The sequence below is a fragment of the Halorubrum aethiopicum genome (assembly GCF_001542905.1).
GTDB classification, from domain to species: Archaea; Halobacteriota; Halobacteria; order Halobacteriales; family Haloferacaceae; genus Halorubrum; species Halorubrum aethiopicum.
Map to the genome: position 1 here is coordinate 41371 of NZ_LOAJ01000001.1, position 20312 is coordinate 61682.

The window sequence follows — 20312 nt, forward strand, 5'->3', positions numbered from 1 at the left end:
CCGACACGCATTAGCGCCCGCCGCGAGGAGACGCGGGCATGACCGATCCCACAGCCGAGGACCTCCTCGAGCGCGTCCGCGACGGCGACGTGCGGCTCCACGAACTGGACGACCACGTCGACGCCGGGACGGCCGCGACCGTTCGCCGCCGGCTGGTCGCCGACGAGTCCGGCGCGGACCTCGACGCGGTCGGCGAGTACGCCTTCGACGCGGCCGCCGCCGACCCCAACATCGACAACATGATCGGCGGGCTCGAAGTCCCGCTCGGCGTCGCGGGGCCGGTGCCCGTCGACGGCGGCGCGTTCGACGGCGACCGCTACCTCCCGATGGCGACCACCGAGGGGGCCCTGGTCGCCTCGGTCAACCGCGGCTGCTCCGTCATCGACGCGGCGGGCGGCGCGACCGCCCGCGTCACGAAGAGCTCGATGACCCGCGCGCCCGTCTTCCGCGTGGCCGACGTGGCCGAGGCGGAGGCGCTCGTCGAGTGGGTCCGCGACAACGAGCCGGCCCTGCGGGAGGCCGCCGAGTCGACGACGAGCCACGGCGAACTCCGCGGCGTCACCCCGTACGTCGTCGGCAACAACGTCTACCTCCGGTTCCGCTTCGACACGAAGGACGCGATGGGGATGAACATGGTCACCATCGCGACTGGCGAGGCCTGCGACGTCGTCGAGGCGGAGACCGACGCCGAGCTGGTCGCGCTCTCGGGGAACCTCTGTTCGGACAAGAAACCCGCCGCGGTCAACGCGGTCGAGGGGCGCGGTCGGTCGGTGACCGCCGACGTCGAGGTCCCCCGCGAGGTCGTCGAGGACCGGCTCCACACGACGCCGGCGGCGATAGCCGAGATCAACACGCGCAAGAACCACGTCGGCTCCGCGAAGGCGGGCTCGCTCGGCTTCAACGCCCACGTCGCCAACGCGGTCGCGGCGATGTTCCTCGCGACCGGCCAGGACGCGGCGCAGGTCGTCGAGGGGTCGAACGCGATCACGACCGCGGAGGCGACCGCCGACGGCGACCTCTACGTCTCCGTGTCGATCGCGAGCCTCGAGGTCGGCACGGTCGGCGGCGGGACGAAGCTCCCGACGCAGGCGGCCGGTCTCGAGGTCCTGGGAGTTCGCGGCGGCGGCGACCCCGCCGGCAGCAACGCCGACGCGCTCGCGGAGGCGATCGCGGTGGGCGCGCTGGCGGGCGAGCTCTCGCTTCTCGCCGCGCTGGGCTCGCGACACCTCGCGTCGGCGCACGCGGATCTGGGCCGATAGACGGGGAGACCGTTCATACGCGGGGACGCGGCTCCGACGACTCGAACCGGCGGTTCAGTCCTCGCCCTCGATCGCCCGCGCCGCCGCCAGCACGTCCTCGTGGAGGCCGCCGTTGGAGGCGACGAGCCCGACGGAGTCGTGCCGCCAGCGGTTCCCCTCGAGGTCCGTCACCCGCCCGCCGGCCTGCCGGATCATGAACACGCCCGCGACGGAGTCCCAGGGGTTCGCTCGGAGGTTCGAGATCGTTCCCTCCAGCCCGCCGGCGGCGACCGTCGGGAGCACGACCTGTGCCGCGCCGAGCCGGCGCATGTCGCCGAATCGGGTCACGATCGCCTCGCAGGCGTTGGCGTACTCCGCTCTGGCGTCGTGACCCCACCACAGCGTCGGGTCGACGGTTCCCCGTCGGGGATCGGTCGCGTCGCTGACGGAGAGCCGCTCGCCGTTGCGGTACGCGCCGTCGGCGTCGGCGGTGTAGACGTCCTCGAGCGCGGGACAGACCGTCGCGGCCGCGACCGGCTCGCCGTCGACGACGGCCGCCACCGCGGTCCCCCACACGCGGATCCCGCGGACGAAGTTGTGCGTGCCGTCGATCGGGTCGATCACCCACGCCGGCCCCTCGTCGGGCACGCGCTTGCGGGCGTCCTCCTCCTCGCCGACGACGGCGTCGTCCGGGAACGACTCGCGGATCGTCTCGATGACGGCGCGCTGGGCGGCCCGGTCGGCCTCGGTCACCACGTCGTCCTCGCCTTTCGCCTCCACGTCGATGTCGGTCCGGAAGGCGTCGCTCGCGACGCGGGCACCCGCTCGCGCGGCCCGCTCGGCGAGGGCCGCGCGCTCGTCTACGTCGGTCATGGCCCCGGATCCGGCTCCCGGACGCGTATAAACGTCGATCCGGCGACGAAGGGGGATCGCGACAGTATTAACTCAGTTCCGAATCCGAGTATACTTAAGTACGTCGAGGGTGGATGGGCGCGTATGAGACCCGAGGAAGCGGTTCGCCAGCTCGAGTACGCCATCGACGCCTCGCTCGACGAGATCGGCCAGCGCGCCGCCGCCGGCTACCGGCCGACGTTCGAGCGGGTCGCCGAGCGCGCCGACGGCGCGGCCGTCTACACGCTGGCGGGCGAACTCGCCGACGAGGTCGTCTGCGGCGACTGTCCGACCCCCGCCGAGGCGAACGAGGCGGCGGAGCGCGTGCTCGCCGACCGAGCCTACACCGACGGCGGGAAGTAGACCGCGGATCGGTCCGGACCCCGCCGCGAGCCTCCCTTCTCGAAGTTCCGACCCTTTCCCGGAGCCCGCGATCCGTTCTCCGACCGCCGTCCGACCGCGTCCGGCCTCGTCCCTCGTCGATCACCGCGGCGCGCGCCGCACCAGGAACAGCGTGGCGAGCACGATGGCGACGAGCACCGCCAGCCCGGCGAAATCCGCGGGGTCGAACGCGGCCGGCTCCGTCCGGTTCGCCGACCCCGGATCGGTCGAGGGTGCCGCGTCGTCGGCGCTCACGCCCCCGTCGGATACCGATTCCTCGCCGTCGGACCCCGTCCCGCGGGTGGGGTCCGGATCGGTCCCGTCGGATCGCGTCCCGGCCCCGTCGTCCGTCCCCGTCCCGTCGTCCGGACCAGTTCCGTCGTCCGATCCCTCCGGGTCCGGCTCGGGTTCCCGCACGGCGAGCGAGGCGACGGTGGCGGAGCCGTCCAGCCGGTCGCCGGCGACGACGAGGTCGTATTCTCCGGGGTCGTCGAGTCGCACGGTCGCGGTCCGGGTGACCGTCTCGCCCGGCGCGACGTCCACGGAGAGGGGGCCGTCCGCGAGCGCGTCGACTGCGTTCCCGTCAGCGTCGACGGCCCTGACCGCGACCGGCTCGTCGCTGGTGGGGGCCGGACCGCGGTTCGCGAGCGTCACCTCGAGGGTCGTCGCCTCGCCGGGCGCGACGCGCTCGGTCGGGACCGCGGCGTCGACAGCGGAGAGCGCGGGGCGGTGGGCCGCGAGCGCGAACGCGGAGAAGCCGTCGGACTCGATCGCGAGCCGGACCGTCCCGTCGGTCTCGCCGATCACCCGCGTCTCGGTCGCCTCCCAGCCGTCGCCGGTCTCGTGGTAGGCCGCGAGGTCCGCGGGCTCGACGCCGGCTCGTCGGAGCAGATCGCGCTCCACGACCACCTCCGCGGTCGCCGCCTCGATCGGCTGGTCGGGCTCCGCGAAGGCGACCGCGTAGTAGCCGAGCGGGTCGACGCCCGACCGGTCCACGGGGTCGATCTCCTCCGGGAGCTCCTCGCTTCCCTCGATCGAGAACTCCACATCGCCCGAGCGGTTCCGCACGAACGACAGCCGGTCGAGCCGGATCGCGGGATCGCCCATCTCGAGTCCCTCCAGGTCGACCTCGGTCTCTTCCTCCACTGCGACCGAGTACACCTCGACCTGGCGGGCGGTGGGATCCGGCGAGTCGACGAGGACCGTGGGGTCCGAGGGATCGCCGTCTTCGTCATCGTCGTCTCCATCGTCCCCGTCTCCATCGTCCCCGTCTCCATCACTCCCGCCGCCCTCCTGCGTGATCGCCTCGGGCTCGGCGGGGCGCGCGTGAACCGAGATCTCGTCGATGATCCGGTCGCCGGGCATCAGGTCGGCGACGCGGGTGTCGACCCTGACGCCGACCGGGACGGTCTCGTCCTCGGACGTCAGGAGTGCCGGATCCTCGCCGCTTTCCGCCGGCTGGCCCTCGATCACGAAGGTCACCGCCTGCGAGTCGTGTTCGATCCAGACCTCGGCGGGCTCGCTCCCGTTGTAGAGGACGTAGAAGAGGTCGTCCTCGACCGTGAGCGCGTCGACGTTGACGCCGCCAGCGTCGAGGCGGGGATTGTCCTCGGTCACGTCGATGACGAGTTCGCCGTTCTCGTCGAGGTAGGTGTATGGGTTGTCGCCGGGTTGGAGGGCGACCTCGTCGTTGAGGCGGTCGGCGGGGCCGTCGACGAAGGCGGCGCCGGTGGAGAAAATTAGGGCGGTAGCTCCGAGGACGACGAGGACCAGCAGTGTCGTCGAACCGCGGGCACGCATCGTAGGAACATCAACCTACAGATACCAAAGTAATCGGTCCTCGATGGGGCATCGATCGATGGTCTCAGATAGTGAAAAGGACCTGTAACCTGTAAGACGGACCCGGTACTCCTCGTTCGATATCCCATGTCATAGCAGAACACATTCCTACAGATCCGAGTCAATAAAAATCGATTAGGAAACAGCCCAAGCCTCAACTTCTAGGGACGCAGTAAAGAAGTCACCGACATCGCCGTTAAGCGCGTTGACGACGAAAGAGACTCCTAACGCGTCACCGGGATCGAGTTCTAGCGACGGTGCTACCGTCTGACTTGGGTACCGCACTTCGGTCAGTTTTCCATTCGAATTCTGAATCTCGAACAGGAATCTCGTGTCACCGGCATCCGAGCTACTACTGGTCGGATCTAAGGTGAAGGTGACACTCATCGTGCTATTTGTTTGGTTCGCGATCAGGAAAGCGGATTTAAAGTCATCGGTATCGGTACCGATCGGATCATCCGTCGTTTCCACCGTGAACCAATCCGGCGTTATATTGGGATACGTGTGGGTAAGGTAACCGAACTGGTAGAGAGAGTTGACGTTTATTCCCGGGTCAGTGATAGAGATCGATAGCTGACCGTTGTCACCTTCATCGACACCGGCAACCTCGTCGTTCGGGATCAGAGCAACGAGGCCTTTCGAGTCGTTGACAACCGACATATCTACCTCCCGATTCACTTGAGCCGTGGTAAACGCTCCCGTTCCGAGAGTCGCGCTACCACCCGCAACGGTCGCACTCAATCCGAGGAGCAGTTTTCTTCGTTTCATTGCTCGTTCTAGGTGGCTCTTCGATCATCGTGGTGAGTCTCCCCGTACGCTCCGATACCCATCGTGGTCACTCTTCGTGGCACCGCTAACTTACGTCTGGCCGCGGGCATGAGTCGTTTCATCGTTTTCTTATCTCGTGGGTGGTAACGTATCAAAAGGGGAGTAGAGCCGTCGACAGCGTAGTCGTAGGCTGTCGAACACCTCTCTGTTATTCGATTATTCCTCGCCAGGGTCTGCAGCCTCGTTGGCACTGATCGTCAACTCTTCAGCCAGCGAACGACCGTCCGGCGTATCACCGTCGCGCGTGTCCACTTGGATGGAGACGTACACCGATGCCCCCGGAGGAATTGCCTCATCCGGATCGTTTGCATTGTTGAAGCTCAGGGCTTCCATGGCGCCATCCTGACCAGTAGTCGGATCGCTGAGATCGAGTTCGCTGGTGTTGGTGGCCGTCGCTCCGTCTAGCTGGCTCGAGCCGTCAGTGCTAGTTGATCCATCATCACCGCTGATAGCAGTCGCTTTGCCTTGGAGGTACACCGTCGCACCAGCGTTTGCCGATGCGGTATTCATACCGATCTCGAGATCGAGCGTCTGTCCGCTCATGTTGCGAACAACGAACGCTGACTGATCTGTATCCGAGGATTCCACGTACGGCTCCCCGTCCCCTGCCGCTGCCGGAGTACTATCGTCATCATAGAGACTTTCAAAGGAGATCCCGTCGCCCAACGCGTCGTCATTCATCGCGCCGATCTGGTATCTCGCGTTATCATTAACACCAGATCCGGTCGCCTCGTCGTCGAAGTCGATGTATAGCTCGCCGTTTTCCTGACCGATCCGATCTCCAACGCCACGGGCTCCACCAGCCTCGAGCTGGAGATATGCGTTCGAGTCGTTTTGGACCGTAACGTCGGCACTACGTGGCACGACCGCACTCGTGAACGCACCCGTCCCTGTTGCAGCTGCCCCGCCGGCAGCGAGCGATCCCACACCGATCACGAACTTGCGCCGTTCCATATCGTATCTCACCTGCGTTCGGGCACCCCCGCAACCCGGACGTCCGGGCCGAGAGCGCTCGGATAGGGCATGTGGAGGAAGGTACTTCGTTATGAGATCCTCGACATGTACGCGGGTCGGACTCGATGGACCTCCGGGGCCTGCTCGATGCGCTTCGAGCGCGGCTCACGGCCACATCGATCCATGCTCGTGAATACCACACTACCCACACAGCAGGGTTCAGGCAGTCGTATAGTGGGCATTGAGTAGTCCATGAGGGATCGAAAGCGATCCGTTCCGCGATTCAGCCGTTCCTCTCGCGAGTCCAGAGCGCGGGCTTCAATCATCAGAAAACGGAAACTTACAAGTTAATTATCCAACCTCTTTATGCCACTTCCTCACACACGTTCCAAGCGAGATCCGCCGGTTCGGGACTACGGGGGTTTCCGGCCGGCAGGACACCACGGAGGGCCCCAGATGACATTCGCGATCACCACGGCGAGCGAGTCGAACGGAAACGGGGGTGAACTGTCGCAAGACGAGATATTCGAAGTCCTCTCGAACCGCCGGCGGCGGTTCGTCATCCACGCGCTCAAACGCAGGGAGGACCCGATCGAGGTGTCCAACCTGTCCACGCACGTCACCGCGTGGGAACTCGACGTCGATCCGGAGGAGGTCGAGTACGAGGACCGCCGCAACGTGTACAGCACGCTCCAGCGCACCCACCTGCCGAAACTGGAGGAGAAGGACATCGTGGACCTCAACGAGGAGGAGAACGTGGTCGAGCCGACGCCCGCGCTCGAGGACCTCGACATCTACGTCGAAGCCTTGGGAAGCAAGGAGATCCCGTGGAGCCTCTACTACGTCGGGCTCGCGGGCGTCGCCGCCTCGCTCCTGCTCGCGGTCGCGACCGGCGCGGCGGGGTTCGCCGCGTTCGAACCGCTCGACGTGGGCGTCTTCACCGCCACCGCCTTCGGCGTCTCGTCGGTCGTCCACCACGTCGTCGGCCGCCGCGCCCGCCTCGGCAACACGGAGAAGCCGCCCGAACTCCGAAAGATCGAGTAAATCCGAACGAGTCGACTCAGAGATGACCACCACCCGAACGCCGCCGGCCCGCGTGAGCGCGCTCCGTACCCTGAGCATCGTGCTCGCGTTCACCGCGGCGGTCGGACTCGTCTTCGGCACCGCGGGCTTCTCCGCGATGGAGGCGGATCGCGGGATCGAGGCCAACGTGGTCGACGACGAGGACGCGTACCTCGGCTACGAGATGACCATCGAGACCGAAACCGTCAACAACTCCACTACCGCCACCGCCGAGGCGGAGTACCACAACCAGTTCAGCGGCGAACTGACGCTCGACGTTACGGTCGAGGTCGACGGACAGGATCGTGAGAACGCGAGCGTCACGCTCACGCAGGGAGAGGCAGAACGGATCGAGGTCTCGGAGTCCTGTTCGTCCGGCGAGACGGTCCATTTCACGTTCGTGGCGACCGGAAACGGCTCGGGAGTCAACGTCTCGCTGGAACGCAGCCACTCCGTGACCTGTTAGTACTGAACGATTCCGTGAACTCGACCTCCACAAACGGCACGAACACGAGTTCCGCCGACACGGTCGCGTCGTGAGATCCGGTCGTCAGAGTTCCACCCGCTCGCCCAACTCCGGCGCGCTCGCCTCGACCCCCTCCGTCCGGAGGTCCTCCGCGAACGCCTCACACCGGTCGCCGTGGTTCACGAGCACCCGCGCGTCGCGATAGTCGTCCAGAAACGACTCCAGTCCCTCCCGGTCCGCGTGCGCGGAGAAGTCGAAAGAATCGACGCGCGCGCTCACGGGACGCACCTGCCCGTTCAACTCCAGCCGTCCGTGCTCCTGTAGCTCCCGGCCGGGCGTCCCCTCGACCTGGTACCCCGTCAGGGTCACCGCGTTCGTCGGGTTCGTTCGGATCCTCGGGAGGTACGAGTGAATCGGCCCACCGGCGAGCATCCCGCTCGTGGTGATCACGAGGGCGTTGTCGGCGGCGATCCGCTCGCGCTGGCCGTCGCGTCCCGTCACGAACCGCGCCGCCCCCGTCGCGCGCCGGAGCGCCTCGGCGTCGCGCAGGAACTCGGGGTGCCGGCGGAGCAGTCGCGTCACCTCGATCCCCATCCCGTCGACGTAGGGGTACAGGTCATTGGCGGCGGCGACGAGCAGCAGCTCCTGGGTCCGACCGATCGCGAACGCGGGCGCGACGACGGTGCCGCCCTCCCAGATCGTCGTCCGCACGCGCTCCGCCCAGCGCGCCTCGACCGCGGCGCGGTCCTCGTGGGTCACGTCCGCGTAGGTCGACTCGCAGATCACGGCGTCGGCGTCGGGCCGCGCCGTCGTCCCCGACACCAGTCGCTGGTCGTCGGTGTGGAAGTCGCCGGTGTACAGGAGACGGGTGTCGCCGTCGTCCACGAGCACGTGCGCGGAGCCGGGGATGTGGCCCGCGTTGAGAAACGTCAGTTCGTATCCGCCGCCGTCGACCCCGCCCGCGACCGCGAACGGCTCCCCGTAGCCGTGGCGCACCTCCGCCTCGCCGAGGCGGGCGACGTGTTCCTCGGAGAAGGGACACAGGGGACTGTTCCCGTGGAGCTTCAGCGTGTCGCGCGCGAGGACCCGCGCGAGGTCGGCGGTCGGCGGCGTCCAGTGGATCGGCGGCCGCCGGTCGCCTTTCAGAAGCGCCGGCACCGCGCCGACGTGGTCGAGGTGGCCGTGCGAGACCACGACCGCGTCGGGTTCGGGGTCGCGGATCGGGTACTGCGGCGGGTCGGCCGTCAGCAGGCCGTAGTCGAGAAGCAGCGAGTCGTCGACGAGGACCGCGCTCCGGCCGACCTCGCGGGCCCCGCCGAGGAACTCGACGTCCATGGCGTCCGTACCGCGCGGCCGGGTTAGTGTCCGTCGGTATCGCCGCCGCGACTCGGGACGGAACGCCGGCGGACCACCGGCAGGGGACCGACGAGCCACACCCACGCCGCGAGCATGAACGCGCCCGGCAACTCGGGCAGCGCGAGCCCCGTCACCGGCCAGAGCCCCGCGAGGAACGTCGCCCAGACGGCGACGTGGACCGGGACGAACGCGAGCGCGACCCGGCCGGTCCGGGCGTCTCGCCGCGCCAGCCCGTCGATCCCGAAGACGACCGTGACGAGCAGGTAGAACCCGACCGCCGCGGGCGCGTGAAGCGCTCTCGTGAGATCGAAGACGCCGACGCCGGCCATCGCGACCATCGCGAGCGCGAAGACGACCGCCCGAAGTCGGCCCGCGGCGCTCGCCGCGCTCTCCCGCGCGCGGACCCACAGCCCGGCCGCGTAGCCGAGCCCCGCGAGACCGCCGAGGACCAACCCGCCGTTGAACGCCGGGGCGCTCCGGTCGCGGACGCCCAGGTCGGAGAGCGCGTCCGCCGTCCACGAGAACGTCGGGTCGAGGCGTATCGCGAGGGCGATCCCGCCCAGCGCGGCGAGCGTCGCGACCGCGCCGAGGACGCGGGCGGGGATCGGAGACGGCTCCTCGATCGATTCTCCCACGCTTCCCTCGTCGTCCATGGTCGAACGCCGTCGAGTAGCGGCTTAAAAGACCGGCGTGAAAAGCGGGCGGAGACTCACTCGATCCGCTCGGCGGCATCCCGCTCGACGAGCGGCTCCGCGTTCGCCGTCGGGAGCGTGACGACGTCCTCGCTCGCGAGGTCGTACTCGCGCTCGTCGACGCCGAATATCTCGCCGACGTCGCGGGTGATCCTGACCGTCTCGCGGTCGATCCCCGGCACGTCGGCGTCGGCCGCCGGCGACGGCGCGTCCGCCTCGGCCGGGGCCGGCCCGTTCGCCGCCGACGCCGGCTCCCCGTCGACCGAACCGTCCGCGCCCGGCGCGCCGGGGGGCGCGGGGTCGGGCTCCACGGGCGTCGGGCCGCCGTCGGTGCTCGCGGCACCGGGTTCGGCGTCGGTGGCGGAGCCGGCTGCGGAGTCGGTCGAACCGGTCGGGCCGCGAAGGTCCGAAGACGACCCGTCGTCGGCCGAGCTCGCGGGATCGCCGCCCATCGCTCCGGCGAGCACGTCCGGATCGGGATCGGCTTCCGGCGGGGCCGGCTCCTCGGCCTCGGGCGGGACCGGATCGTCCGCTTCCGGCGGAGACGGCTCCTCGACCTCCGGCGGGACGGCGTCCGTCGCGTCCTGCCGATCGGGATCGCCGGAGGAACCCGGATCCGTGGGAGTGCCGGGCGTGCCGGGAGACGCGTCGGGCGTGCCGGGCGACGCGTCGCCTCCGGCGGGCGGCGCGTCGCCGGCCAGCGTCGCGAGCACCTCCGATTTGTTCTCGCGGATCCGCGCGACGAGGTCGTCGAAGAGCGCGCGCTCCTGGCTCGTCATCCCCTCCGTCTCGACGGACATGTCCGCCGCCGCGAACGACGCGAGCTTGACCACCTTGCCGACGCGGCGCTCGTACAGCGCCTCCGCGACCTCCTCCGCGGTCTCGAGCTCGTCGGACATCCGCCGGACGTCGTCGTCGGAGAAGGGGTTGTCCACCTGCTCCGCGCGCCGGTCGCGCGCGGCGCGCAGGTCGGAGACGTAGGCGGCGACGTCGTCGTAGAAGGCGTCCCGCAGGTGCTGGAGGCTGTCCTTGCGGCGTTCCTTCGCCTGTACCGATCGGAGTTCGTCCAGGTTCATCGTTCGGGGGCCTTCCGCGCCTCGCCGCGGGCCATCAGGAAGACGCCCGCGAACTCGGGTACGGTGTTCTCGCCGGCTTGGAGTGTGACCCTCTTGCCGTTTAATTCTACCGTCGCGTCCTCGTCGGTCTCGATCCGGATGTCGCGGCCGACGAAGCGGTCGGGGACCGCGTCGCGAAGCGGGTCGAACGCGTCGAGGTCGTCGCGGTCGATCGGCGTGACGACGAGCCCCGACCCGCCGTGGAGCGTTCCGGGCAGGCGGATGAGCCGGCGCGTGTCGGTCGTCACCGGCTCGTCGATCGGGGCGGCGTCGGTCGCGGCCACCCGGGCGGCGAGCGCGGAGACGAGCCGGCGCACGCCCGGCCCGCCGGCCTCGACGTTGCCCTCGCGGACCGCGTCGGGGTTGCGGTCGAACGCGCCCAGGATCGTCTCGGCGCGGCCCTCGCCGATCCCGTCGAGTTCCATGAGCCGCTCGCGGGCGTCCTCGTCGTCCATCTCCCGGAGGTCGTCGGCGTACTCGACGAGCGCCTCGTGGACGCGCGCCCCCCAGCCGCCCTCGGTCCGGAGCACGCGCTTCGTGGTTCCGCGGTCGGAGACGGTGCGGATCAGCCCGTCGACGTCGAGGTCTATCGCGCGGACGTAGTCGACGACCTCCCGTCGGGCCTCGCTTCCCAGCTCCCGGACCGACTCGTCGCGGACGTGGACGTGGTAGCCGCGTCCGCCGGAGAAGACCACGGAGAGGTCCTCGAACGCGAAGTCGTCCTCGAGGAAGTCGAGCAGCCGCAGGAGGGCCTCCTTACACGCCGAAAGCATCTCCCGGTAGGTCGCCTCATCCGGGTCCACCCCCGGGAGGTGGTCGGCGTCGAGGTCAAAGACGAGGTCGGCGGAGCGCCACCCCTTCTCCGACATGGTCGACGCGCCCGGGTCGTCGTATCGCGCGGCCGAGAAGTACGCGTGTCGCGGGGCGTTGTCGGCGAAGAACGTGTCGAGGTCGCCCAGGTCGTACATCGACTGGTGGCGGACCATCGTCGTGCCCGAGCCCGGGGTCCACGGGATGTGTCCCCACTCGCGGAGGTGTGCGTCCGGCGGCGGCGACAGCGAGGTCTTCCGGTAGTAGTCCCCGAACCGCCCCTGAAGGTACTCGCGCGTCCGATCGTCCATCGTTCCACCCAGTATCCGCGGTCGCCGTATAGGCGTGTCGCTCGCGGTCGCGCCGGACCGATCTCGATCGGGCGTTCGGCGGCGATCCGGACGGGCGTTCGGCGGCGACCACAACCCTTTGAGTCGGCCTGCCCTACCGGTTCGCATGCGCTCGGAAGAGGAGGTCCGCGAGCAGTACGAGTTCCTGTGCGAGGAGTTGGCCGACGAGGAGATGTCCCACCGGGGCGTCGAGGAACTGTTCACCCACTACAAGCGCGCGCTCGGATGGGTGTTAGAAGAGGAACACATGTGACCCGCGCACGATAGGTTTATTAGTATCAACCCGGTACTGTCGGGTGACGCTTCGTCTGGAGGGCCGAAGCGTCAGCGGGGACCAATTTCGAACGCTCGCCTCACGCGGCTTTTTTCCGCGTGGGGCCCGCGTTCGTTCTCGACGATCGAACTCGAAGTCGACGACGAACCCGGAGCCCTCGGCTCATCGACCCGTCGTGACCGGAGCCGCCGAGAGTCGGCGATCCTTCGACTCGCCGGTGACGGATCCCGACGTTTCGACCCGTTCGTGTCTATTCTCGAACACCACTCGCACGCCGAAAACGGCCCTCGATACGGGAACGATGGTCTTTCGATTGACAGTACTGAACGGGTCACTTCGCTGCGGTACGTGTCGGATGGCCCCGTATTCGGGATTCGATGTAACGGTATATTTATTTATTTTCCGCGTATATGTCCGGACACCAGCATGTATGACCTCACGGGTTTCCAGCGCGACTTGCTCTACGTCATCGCCGGCCTCGAAGAGCCGCACGGACTGGCGATAAAGGACGAGCTGGAGGACTACTACGAGAAGGAGATCCACCACGGCCGGCTCTACCCGAACCTGGACACGCTCGTCGAGAAGGGGCTCGTCGAGAAGGGACAGCGCGACCGCCGGACGAACTACTACACGCTCACCCGACGCGGGCGGCGCGAGATAGACGCGCGCACGGAGTGGGAGACCACGTACATCGAGCACTAGACGGACCCCCGACCCAGCACTGACCGACCCGACCCCCGGCGTCGAGCGAGCCGAACGAGCCGAAACGCGGACGCGGTCCCCGGAGACGTTCCTCGCGCACCCTCCTCCCATGGTAGCCCCCCGTTTTTTCGCCGTCGGGATCCACGGCAGTGTATGGACCGTGACACGGTAACACCCGAAGTGACCGAGTTCCCGGGCGAGCGAGCCCAGGAGTGGGTCGACTACCACCACCGATCGGCGGCCCCGAGCACCTACGTCTACGAGTTCGTCTGGGACCGCACCGCGCCCGCGACGGGTCCCTTCTGTACCGACGTCGACGGCAACGTCCTCATGGACTTCACGAGCCACGTCGCCGCCGCGCCGCTCGGGTACAACAACCCGCTCATCACCGAACCGCTCGAGGAGTTCGGCGTGGTCGACCCGACGAAGATCGCGGGCCAGGACTTCTACGTCTCCGACGGCAAGCCGCCGGGCGAGGCGACGCCCGGCCCCGCCGACCTCATGGACCGGCTCACGGACATCACCTCCCACTACGACATGGACACCGTCTTCCTCTCGAACTCCGGGGCGGAGGCGGTCGAGAACGCGATCAAGATCTCCTACGACGACGCCGACGGCGCGAAGTACGCGATCACCTTCGAGGGCGCGTTCCACGGTCGGACCCTCGGCGCGCTGTCTCTCAACCGCTCGAAGTCCGTCTACCGCCGGGACTACCCCGAGATGAGCGGCGTCCACGACGTGCCGTACTGCGACGACCGGACCTGCTCGGCCGACACCTGCTCGTGCGGCTTCTTCGCCGGCGGCGAGTCCAAACTGCGCGAGAAGCTCGACCCGAAGTCCGGCCACATCGACCCCGACGAGGTCGCGTACCTCATCGTGGAGCCGATCCAGGGCGAGGGGGGCTACCGGTTCCCCTCCGAGGCGTTCACCGACGAGATCGCGGACCTCGTCGAGGAGCACGACATCACCCTCATCGCCGACGAGATCCAGTCCGGACTCGGCCGCACCGGCGAGATGTGGGGCGCGGACAACTACGCGCTCGAGCCCGACGTGATCACGAGCGCGAAGGGGCTCCGCGTCGGCGCGACCGTCTCCCGCTCGGACGTGTTCCCCGAGGAGACCGGGAGGATCTCCTCGACGTGGGGTGCCGGCGACGTCGTCGGCGCGCTCCAGGGGTCGCTCACGATCGACGCCATCCTCGAGGAGGGGCTCATGGAGAACGCGAGCGAGCGCGGTCGACAGTTCCTCGAGGTCATGCGCGACGCCGATCCCGAGGGCGTCGTGGACGTGCGCGGCAAGGGGCTGATGCTCGCCGTCGAGTTCGACACCACCGACCGCCGCGACGAGGTGGTCGACCGGGCGGTCCGACACGGGCTTCTTACCCTCGCGTGCGGCCAGAAGGTGATCCGGATCCTCCCACCGATGGACGTCACCGAACGCGAGATCGAACTCGGCTGTGAGCTGTTGACGACCGCGATCGAGGACGTCGCCTGAGAGACTCTCCCGCCGCGATCCCGATCTCACCCCGGTCCCCGCCGTTGGTTTCTCGGTCTCGTCGGGGACCGCATCGAGGCGGAGCGAACGTCGGACGGGCCACCAGTGTCGTGCTCGACCTCCGGAAGCGCGCGACGACGTGACCCCCTATAGGAGGGGATGAGACTAATTGGGGGTGGACGGACGTCCCGGTATGTCACCACGGCACCGTCCGTCGGAGCAGACGCTCGACCGCGTTGAGACGTTCATCGACGACCGTCTCGTCGACGGGGACGTTCCCGGAATGAGTCTGGCGATCGTCACCGAGGACGGCCACTGCTACTCGAAGGGGTTCGGGGCTCGCGACCTCTCGGAGAACGCCCCGATGACGTCGGACACGCTCTACGGCATCGGGTCCTGTACGAAGTCCGTCACGGCGCTCGGGGTCATGCAACTCGCCGAGCAGGGGGCACTCGACGTCGCCGATCCGGTGACCGAGTACCTGCCGGTCTACGAGGACGTTCCGGGCGATCCGATCACGGTCCACGATCTGCTGTGTCACGGGTCCGGAATGCCGAGCGACGCGACGGCCGTCGCGCTCATCACCCGGTACGTCACTGGGAAGTCGTCGACGACTCCACTCAGCAGCGCGGACGACTTCAGGCGTCACGTCGAGAGCTCGGTCGACACGCGCGTGGTCGACGAGGACGACCCGTTCTACTACTACAACTCCGGATACACCGTGCTTGGCGAGGTGATCGAGGCCGTCTCCGGGACGGGATACCGGGAGTACGTGCGGGAGAACGTGCTCGACCCGCTTGACATGGACCGGTCCACCTTCGACCGTGAGGCGTTCGACGACACGGACGACGCGATGACGGGCTACCATCGGGACGACGACGGGCTGACCGAGGGAGGGTTCCCGCACGACGGGGTCATCGACGCCCCGGGCGGCCTGCTCAGTTCGGTCGACGAGATGGGGCGCTATCTCCGGATGCAGATGAACGGCGGGGCGCTCGACGGCGAACGGCTGGTCGGCGAGGACGCCGTCTCCACGATGCACGAACCGTACACGACGCGGGAAACCCGTCTGGACGGCACCGCAGTGGAGTACGGCTACGGCTGGATGCTCCGGGAGTTCCTCGACGACCGGCTCGTCGAACACGGGGGGACGGTCACCGTCTCGACCGGGTACGTCGGATTCCTCGAGGAGGCGGGGATCGGCGTCGCCATCGGGGCGAACGCGACCCCCGAAGCACACCCCATGTACGTCGGGCCGGCGGTTCTCGCGATCCTGTCGGGGAAACGGCCCAGCGCCGTCCCGTTCTTCGCGCTCCGCGAGAAGATCGACCGGATCGCGGGCGTCTACGAGTCACACCGGGGTCTGGTGGAAGCCGAGGTCGAACCGGCCGGCGGCACCGCGACGCTCTCGATGCTCGATCGGGAGTTCAGCCTCCACCCGACCTCGACCGATCCGGACGATCTGACCTTCGAGACCGTGACCGCCGCGGGTGCCCGCGAGCCGGTCGAGTTCAGACCCACCGGCGAGGGAGGCGTAGATCTCCGCTTCCAGCGGTGGCGGCTACAGCGGACCGACGCGTGACTCGATCCGGACCACCACGGATAAACCGCCCGCCGCCCGACGGGGCGTATGACCGACGCCGACGACGTCGCCGGTTCCGGGCTCGCCGACGGCGACGCTCCCTCCCTCCCGGCGGACCGCGAGGCGGTCCGCGACGCGCTCCGCGAGTGGTACGAGGCGGACCACCGCGAGTTCCCCTGGCGGCGGACGGCGGACCCCTACGAGATCCTCGTCAGCGAGGTGATGAGCCAGCAGACCCAGCTCGACCGGGTCGTCCCCGCGTGGGAGGACTTCCTCGAGCGCTGGCCGACCGCGGCCGACCTCGCCGCCGCCGACCGGAGCGACGTGGTCGCCTTCTGGTCGGACCACTCGCTCGGCTACAACAACCGCGCGACGTACCTCCACGAGGCGGCGACGCAGGTCGAGACGGAGTACGGCGGGGCGTTTCCCGACTCCCCGGAGGAGCTTCGGGAACTGATGGGCGTCGGCCCCTACACCGCCAACGCGGTGGCGTCGTTCGCGTTCAACAACGGCGACGCGGTCGTCGACACCAACGTGAAACGGGTGCTCCACCGCGCCTTCGACGTTCCCGACGACGACGACGCCTTCGAGCGGGTCGCCTCGGGCCTCATGCCCGACGGCGACTCCCGGCTCTGGAACAACGCGATCATGGAGCTCGGCGGCGTCGCCTGCGGGCAGACGCCGCGCTGTGACGAGGCCGGCTGCCCGTGGCGCGAGTGGTGTCACGCCTACCGGACCGGCGACTTCACCGCGCCCGACGTGCCCACCCAGCCGAGTTTCGAGGGGAGCCGGCGGCAGTTCCGGGGGCGGGTCGTCCGGCTCCTCGGCGAGCACGACGAGATGGACCTCGACGCGCTCGGCCACCGGATTCGCGTGGATTACACGCCCGACGGCGAGCACGGGCGCGAGTGGCTCCGCGGGCTGCTTTCGGACCTCGCCGACGACGGCCTCGTCAGGATCGAGGAACGGGACGATCTGACGGTCGCTCGCCTCCGGTAGTCCGGTCCGAACGCGCCGAACCGCCTCCGAGGCGTCGAAGACGGACAACGAAGAGAGAAACTATATTCGGTTTCATTGATCTCGGATATCCCGGGTATAGAAACCGTATTTAATTATTTCTCATCGATCTCCATGGAAAGGCATAGGTGCGGAGAGCGGGACCTCCGTCCATGGACGTGGTCGATCCCGCGACCGGCGAGACGGTCGAGACGTACGAGGAGGACGACGCGGCGGACGTCGCGGACGCGCTGGACCGCGCCGAGGCGGCCTTCGACTCCTGGCGCGAGCGCCCCCGACGCGACCGCGAGGAGCTGCTCGTCGCCGCGGCCGAGATCCTCCGCGAGCGGAAGTCCGAGTACGCCGAACTCGTGACGCGGGAGATGGGCAAGCCGATCGAGCAGGCGGAAGGCGAGATCGAGAAGTGCGCGTGGGTGTGTGACCACTACGCCGAGTTCGCGAGCGCCTACCTCGAGGACGAGTACCACCCGAGCCCGCCAGGATCGGAGGTCAAGACCTCCTACGAGCCGCTCGGACCCGTCCTCGCCGTGATGCCGTGGAACTTCCCGTTCTGGCAGGTCTTCCGCTTCGCCGCGCCCAACCTCGTCGCCGGCAACGTCGGCCTGCTGAAACACGCCTCGAACGTCCCCGGCTGCGCGCTCGCCATCGAGGAGGTGCTCCGCGACGCCGGCTTCCCCGAGGACGCCTTCCAGACGCTCCTCGTCCCCTCGGACCTCGTCGAGGACGCCATCGACGACGACCGGGTGAAGGCGACGACGCTCACGGGCAGCGGCCCCGCCGGGAGCGCGGTCGCGTCCGCGTCCGGAAAGCGGATCAAGAAGTCCGTCCTCGAGCTCGGCGGCAGCGACCCGTTCGTCGTCCTCGACGACGCCGACCTGGAGACGACGATCGAGGAGGGCGTCTGGGCGCGCAACCAGAACTCCGGGCAGTCGTGTATCGCCGCGAAACGCTTCGTCGTCCACGACGACGTCTACGACGAGTTCGTCTCGGGACTCGTCGAGGGGGCCGAAGCGCTGACCGTGGGCGACCCGACCGACCGCGACACCGACGTGGGGCCGCAGGCCAGCGCCGACCTGATGGCGGAGCTCCACGACCAGGTGGAACGGAGCGTCGAGGCGGGCGCGACCCTCGAGACGGGCGGGGAGCCGCTCGACCGCGACGGAGCGTTCTACCCGCCGACGGTGCTGACGGACGTCCCGGACGACGCCCCGGCCGCCAGAGACGAGCTGTTCGGTCCCGTGGCGGCCGTCTTCCGCGTCGACGACGAGGAGGAGGCGATCGAGCGGGCCAACGACACCCGGTTCGGGCTCGGCGGGAGCGTCTGGACGACCGACCGGGAGCGCGGCGAGCGGCTCGCTCGCGAGATCGACGCGGGCTGCGTCTACGTCAACCGCGTCGTCGCCTCCGACCCGCGGGTGCCGTTCGGCGGCGTCGGGGTCTCCGGGTTCGGCCGGGAGCTCTCGGAGGCGGGCATCAAGGAGTTCGTGAACCGGAAGACCGTCTGGGTACAGTGAGCCGGCGGGAGACTCCGCGAGGTCGGACCGGGTGGCGGTAGGATCCGCGGGATCGGGCGCGGTAGCGGACGACCCGGCAGGACCGGTCCGCCGCCGCGCCGGAACCGTCACTCGTTTAGCGTCGGAACCGAACGATCGGGCATGAGCGAGACCCTGGAGTCGGACCTCTATCAACGGACGAAGGCGCTCTTAGAGCCCGGCGACATCGACCTCGTCGGCTGTGTCGTCCACACGGAGCTGTCCGGACAGGAGGACCTCGAGATGCACGAGCTCACCGTCGACGCCAACGAGGTCATCGCCGACCACGCCGGGAAGGGCGAGACGTACATCGAGGCGGGCAACGACGACACCGACTTCTCCTCGAACCAGTTCCAGGGGCGCACCCTCGACGAGGAGGCGTTCGTCTGGGAGTGTCAACAGCTCCTCCGGGACGGCACCTTCGACGTGGTGTTCTACTACGAGGCCGGCGTCGACCAGGCGGCGCTCGCCGACGACCTGGCCGACCTCGACGGCGTCGACCGCGTGACGCGGGTCCCCTGAAGGGGCTCCGACCGCGAGCGACACCGTTCCATGACCGATACCGTCCCATGACCGACCCCGTTCTGATCCCCGGCGGCCGCGACGTTCGCGCGACCCTGGACACCGCCGCGGGCGACACCCGATCCGAGGCGGTCGTCGTCGCCTGTCCGCCACATCCCCGCCAGGGTGGCCACCGGGGGACGAGCGCCTCGTCGCCGTGGGCGACGCGCTCGCCGACCGCGGGATCGACTGCCTCCGGTTCGACTACGGCGCGTACGACGAGGGGTACGGCGAGTGTACCGACGCCGACGCCGCCGTCGGCTGGGCGCTCGACCGCTACGCGCGGGTCGGGCTATTCGGCTACTCCTTCGGGGGCACCGTCGCGCTCGTCGCCGCCGCGAGCAGACCGGAGCTCGCCGGCGTCTGCGCGCTCACACCGACCGACCGGCTCGCGCGCGAGATCGACGCCGTCGCCGCCCTCGACGACCTCTCGGCGCGGGACGCGGGCGTCCGGGTCGTGTACGCGACCCGGGACTCGACCGCCGACTGGGAACCGGTCGTCGAGCGGGCGCGAGAGCTGGGTCTGGAGGTCGTCGAGCTCGACGCCGACCACTTCCTCGTCGGGCGCGCCGGCGACGCCGCAGAGCCCGTCGCCGAGGCGTTCGGTCGGTGGCTCCGGGGGGAGGAGTAGCTCGGGGTCCCGACCGGAACCCGTCTCACCGCAGCCCGTCGATCAGCTCGGCGGCCATCCGCTCGCCGCGGGCGGGGTCGTACCCCTCCATGCGGAGGTGCGCGAGCGGGGCGACGTACGGGTTCCGCTCCCAGTGTGCCCACACCTCCGTCGAGCCGTCCGGGGCCGGAAACAGCCGGACGTGGACCTGCCAGTCGCCGGTTATCCCCTCGGGCCGGTGGACGAAGCTGCCGACCTCGTGGACCGTCTCCCCGTCGCGGTCGTACGCGTGAAAGTACGCGCGGATCAGTTCGGAGAAGCCGCACTCCGGCAGCCGCTCGCGGGTCTCCGCCGGCGTGTGCGGGAGGGTGCCGGCGTACTCGTCGGGCGGCGGCGGCAGCACCCGGACGTGGTTCGGGACGGCGTCGGGCAGCGACGCGAGCAGCCGCCCGACGCCGAGCCGGAGACGCCAGAACCCGAGGCCCCGCCCGAGGAGAAATCCGACGACAGAAAGGATCGGAACGGCCGCGAGGAGCAGCCGTCGTCGCGAGCGCATCG

At 68.9% G+C, this 20312-nt stretch carries 20 protein-coding genes and 1 pseudogene; 12 read left to right on the forward strand and 9 right to left on the reverse strand.

All coding sequences use genetic code 11. The annotated features are described in order from the left end of the window. Positions 1–38 precede the first annotated feature (38 nt). Positions 39–1259: a hydroxymethylglutaryl-CoA reductase (NADPH) gene (gene hmgA / locus AXA68_RS00215; protein WP_066411228.1), complete on the forward strand. Its 1221-nt coding sequence runs from the start codon at positions 39–41 to the stop codon at positions 1257–1259. A 54-nt stretch (positions 1260–1313) separates the two neighbouring features. On the opposite strand, the gene AXA68_RS00220 is transcribed toward hmgA, so the two are convergent. Next, the gene (locus AXA68_RS00220) at positions 1314–2111 is read right to left on the reverse strand and encodes an inositol monophosphatase family protein (RefSeq protein WP_066411230.1); all 798 of its coding nucleotides are present in this window, start codon (positions 2109–2111) and stop codon (positions 1314–1316) included. 123 nt (positions 2112–2234) lie between these two features. Here AXA68_RS00220 and AXA68_RS00225 point away from each other — a divergent pair, with 123 nt between their 5' ends. Continuing rightward, positions 2235–2492, forward strand: coding sequence for a hypothetical protein (locus AXA68_RS00225; RefSeq protein ID WP_066411233.1), 258 nt, complete (start codon positions 2235–2237; stop codon positions 2490–2492). 120 nt (positions 2493–2612) lie between these two features. Here the strand turns inward: AXA68_RS00225 and AXA68_RS00230 are convergent, their stop codons facing one another. The 3 genes from AXA68_RS00230 to AXA68_RS00240 all read right to left on the reverse strand — a co-directional run bounded on the left by AXA68_RS00230 (position 2613) and on the right by AXA68_RS00240 (position 6131). Further along, positions 2613–4310: a DUF1102 domain-containing protein gene (locus AXA68_RS00230; protein WP_066411235.1), complete on the reverse strand. Its 1698-nt coding sequence runs from the start codon at positions 4308–4310 to the stop codon at positions 2613–2615. A gap of 174 nt (positions 4311–4484) precedes the next feature. Then, positions 4485–5009 carry a hypothetical protein gene (locus AXA68_RS00235; protein ID WP_066411237.1) on the reverse strand — a complete coding sequence of 175 codons (525 nt, stop codon included), beginning with the start codon at positions 5007–5009 and terminating at the stop codon, positions 4485–4487. 324 nt (positions 5010–5333) lie between these two features. Beyond that, positions 5334–6131, reverse strand: coding sequence for a hypothetical protein (locus tag AXA68_RS00240; protein WP_157884761.1), 798 nt, complete (start codon positions 6129–6131; stop codon positions 5334–5336). 456 nt (positions 6132–6587) lie between these two features. Here AXA68_RS00240 and AXA68_RS00245 point away from each other — a divergent pair, with 456 nt between their 5' ends. Then, complete coding sequence (locus tag AXA68_RS00245) at positions 6588–7175, forward strand: DUF7344 domain-containing protein (RefSeq protein ID WP_066411244.1); 588 nt, start codon at positions 6588–6590, stop codon at positions 7173–7175. Positions 7176–7197: 22 nt separating this feature from the next. After that, complete coding sequence (locus AXA68_RS00250) at positions 7198–7659, forward strand: hypothetical protein (protein ID WP_066411246.1); 462 nt, start codon at positions 7198–7200, stop codon at positions 7657–7659. A gap of 84 nt (positions 7660–7743) precedes the next feature. Here AXA68_RS00250 and AXA68_RS00255 read toward each other — a convergent pair whose 3' ends face one another. Genes AXA68_RS00255 through priS form a run of 4 tightly spaced genes read right to left on the reverse strand, consistent with a single transcriptional unit; the run spans position 7744 to position 11943 of the window. Beyond that, positions 7744–8994 (reverse strand): MBL fold metallo-hydrolase, encoded by a 1251-nt coding sequence (locus tag AXA68_RS00255; protein ID WP_066411249.1) that lies wholly within the window; start codon positions 8992–8994, stop codon positions 7744–7746. Positions 8995–9017: 23 nt separating this feature from the next. Next, entirely contained in the window at positions 9018–9668 is a 651-nt protein-coding gene (locus AXA68_RS00260; RefSeq protein ID WP_066411252.1) for a DUF998 domain-containing protein, read from the reverse strand. A gap of 56 nt (positions 9669–9724) precedes the next feature. Continuing rightward, positions 9725–10783: a DNA replication complex subunit Gins51 gene (locus tag AXA68_RS00265; protein ID WP_066411255.1), complete on the reverse strand. Its 1059-nt coding sequence runs from the start codon at positions 10781–10783 to the stop codon at positions 9725–9727. After that, positions 10780–11943, reverse strand: coding sequence for a DNA primase small subunit PriS (priS, locus tag AXA68_RS00270; protein WP_066411257.1), 1164 nt, complete (start codon positions 11941–11943; stop codon positions 10780–10782). Before priS ends, AXA68_RS00265 begins: the two co-directional genes overlap by 4 nt. Before the next feature lie 145 nt (positions 11944–12088). Between priS and AXA68_RS16950 the strand changes: the two genes are divergently transcribed. The 8 genes and pseudogenes from AXA68_RS16950 to AXA68_RS00305 all read left to right on the forward strand — a co-directional run bounded on the left by AXA68_RS16950 (position 12089) and on the right by AXA68_RS00305 (position 19775). Next, a complete protein-coding gene (locus AXA68_RS16950) occupies positions 12089–12235 on the forward strand; it encodes a hypothetical protein (RefSeq protein ID WP_179233942.1) in 147 nt (48 codons plus the stop codon). Positions 12236–12682: 447 nt separating this feature from the next. Further along, positions 12683–12958 (forward strand): PadR family transcriptional regulator, encoded by a 276-nt coding sequence (locus AXA68_RS00275; RefSeq protein ID WP_066411259.1) that lies wholly within the window; start codon positions 12683–12685, stop codon positions 12956–12958. A 153-nt stretch (positions 12959–13111) separates the two neighbouring features. Continuing rightward, on the forward strand, positions 13112–14452 hold the full coding sequence (locus tag AXA68_RS00280; RefSeq protein WP_066411262.1) for an aminotransferase class III-fold pyridoxal phosphate-dependent enzyme: 1341 nt from the start codon (positions 13112–13114) through the stop codon (positions 14450–14452). A 193-nt stretch (positions 14453–14645) separates the two neighbouring features. Further along, entirely contained in the window at positions 14646–16034 is a 1389-nt protein-coding gene (locus AXA68_RS00285; protein ID WP_066411264.1) for a serine hydrolase, read from the forward strand. A 48-nt stretch (positions 16035–16082) separates the two neighbouring features. Further along, positions 16083–17033, forward strand: coding sequence for an A/G-specific adenine glycosylase (locus AXA68_RS00290; RefSeq protein ID WP_066411267.1), 951 nt, complete (start codon positions 16083–16085; stop codon positions 17031–17033). 170 nt (positions 17034–17203) lie between these two features. After that, positions 17204–18565 carry an NAD-dependent succinate-semialdehyde dehydrogenase gene (locus AXA68_RS00295; RefSeq protein WP_066411270.1) on the forward strand — a complete coding sequence of 454 codons (1362 nt, stop codon included), beginning with the start codon at positions 17204–17206 and terminating at the stop codon, positions 18563–18565. A gap of 141 nt (positions 18566–18706) precedes the next feature. Next, positions 18707–19105, forward strand: a complete 399-nt coding sequence (locus tag AXA68_RS00300; RefSeq protein ID WP_066411272.1) for a DUF5778 family protein — start codon at positions 18707–18709, stop codon at positions 19103–19105. Positions 19106–19152: 47 nt separating this feature from the next. Beyond that, positions 19153–19775, forward strand: a pseudogene (locus AXA68_RS00305) (alpha/beta hydrolase). A gap of 25 nt (positions 19776–19800) precedes the next feature. Here the strand turns inward: AXA68_RS00305 and AXA68_RS00310 are convergent. Continuing rightward, positions 19801–20310: a hypothetical protein gene (locus AXA68_RS00310; RefSeq protein ID WP_066411275.1), complete on the reverse strand. Its 510-nt coding sequence runs from the start codon at positions 20308–20310 to the stop codon at positions 19801–19803. Between the last annotated feature and the right edge of the window lie 2 nt (positions 20311–20312).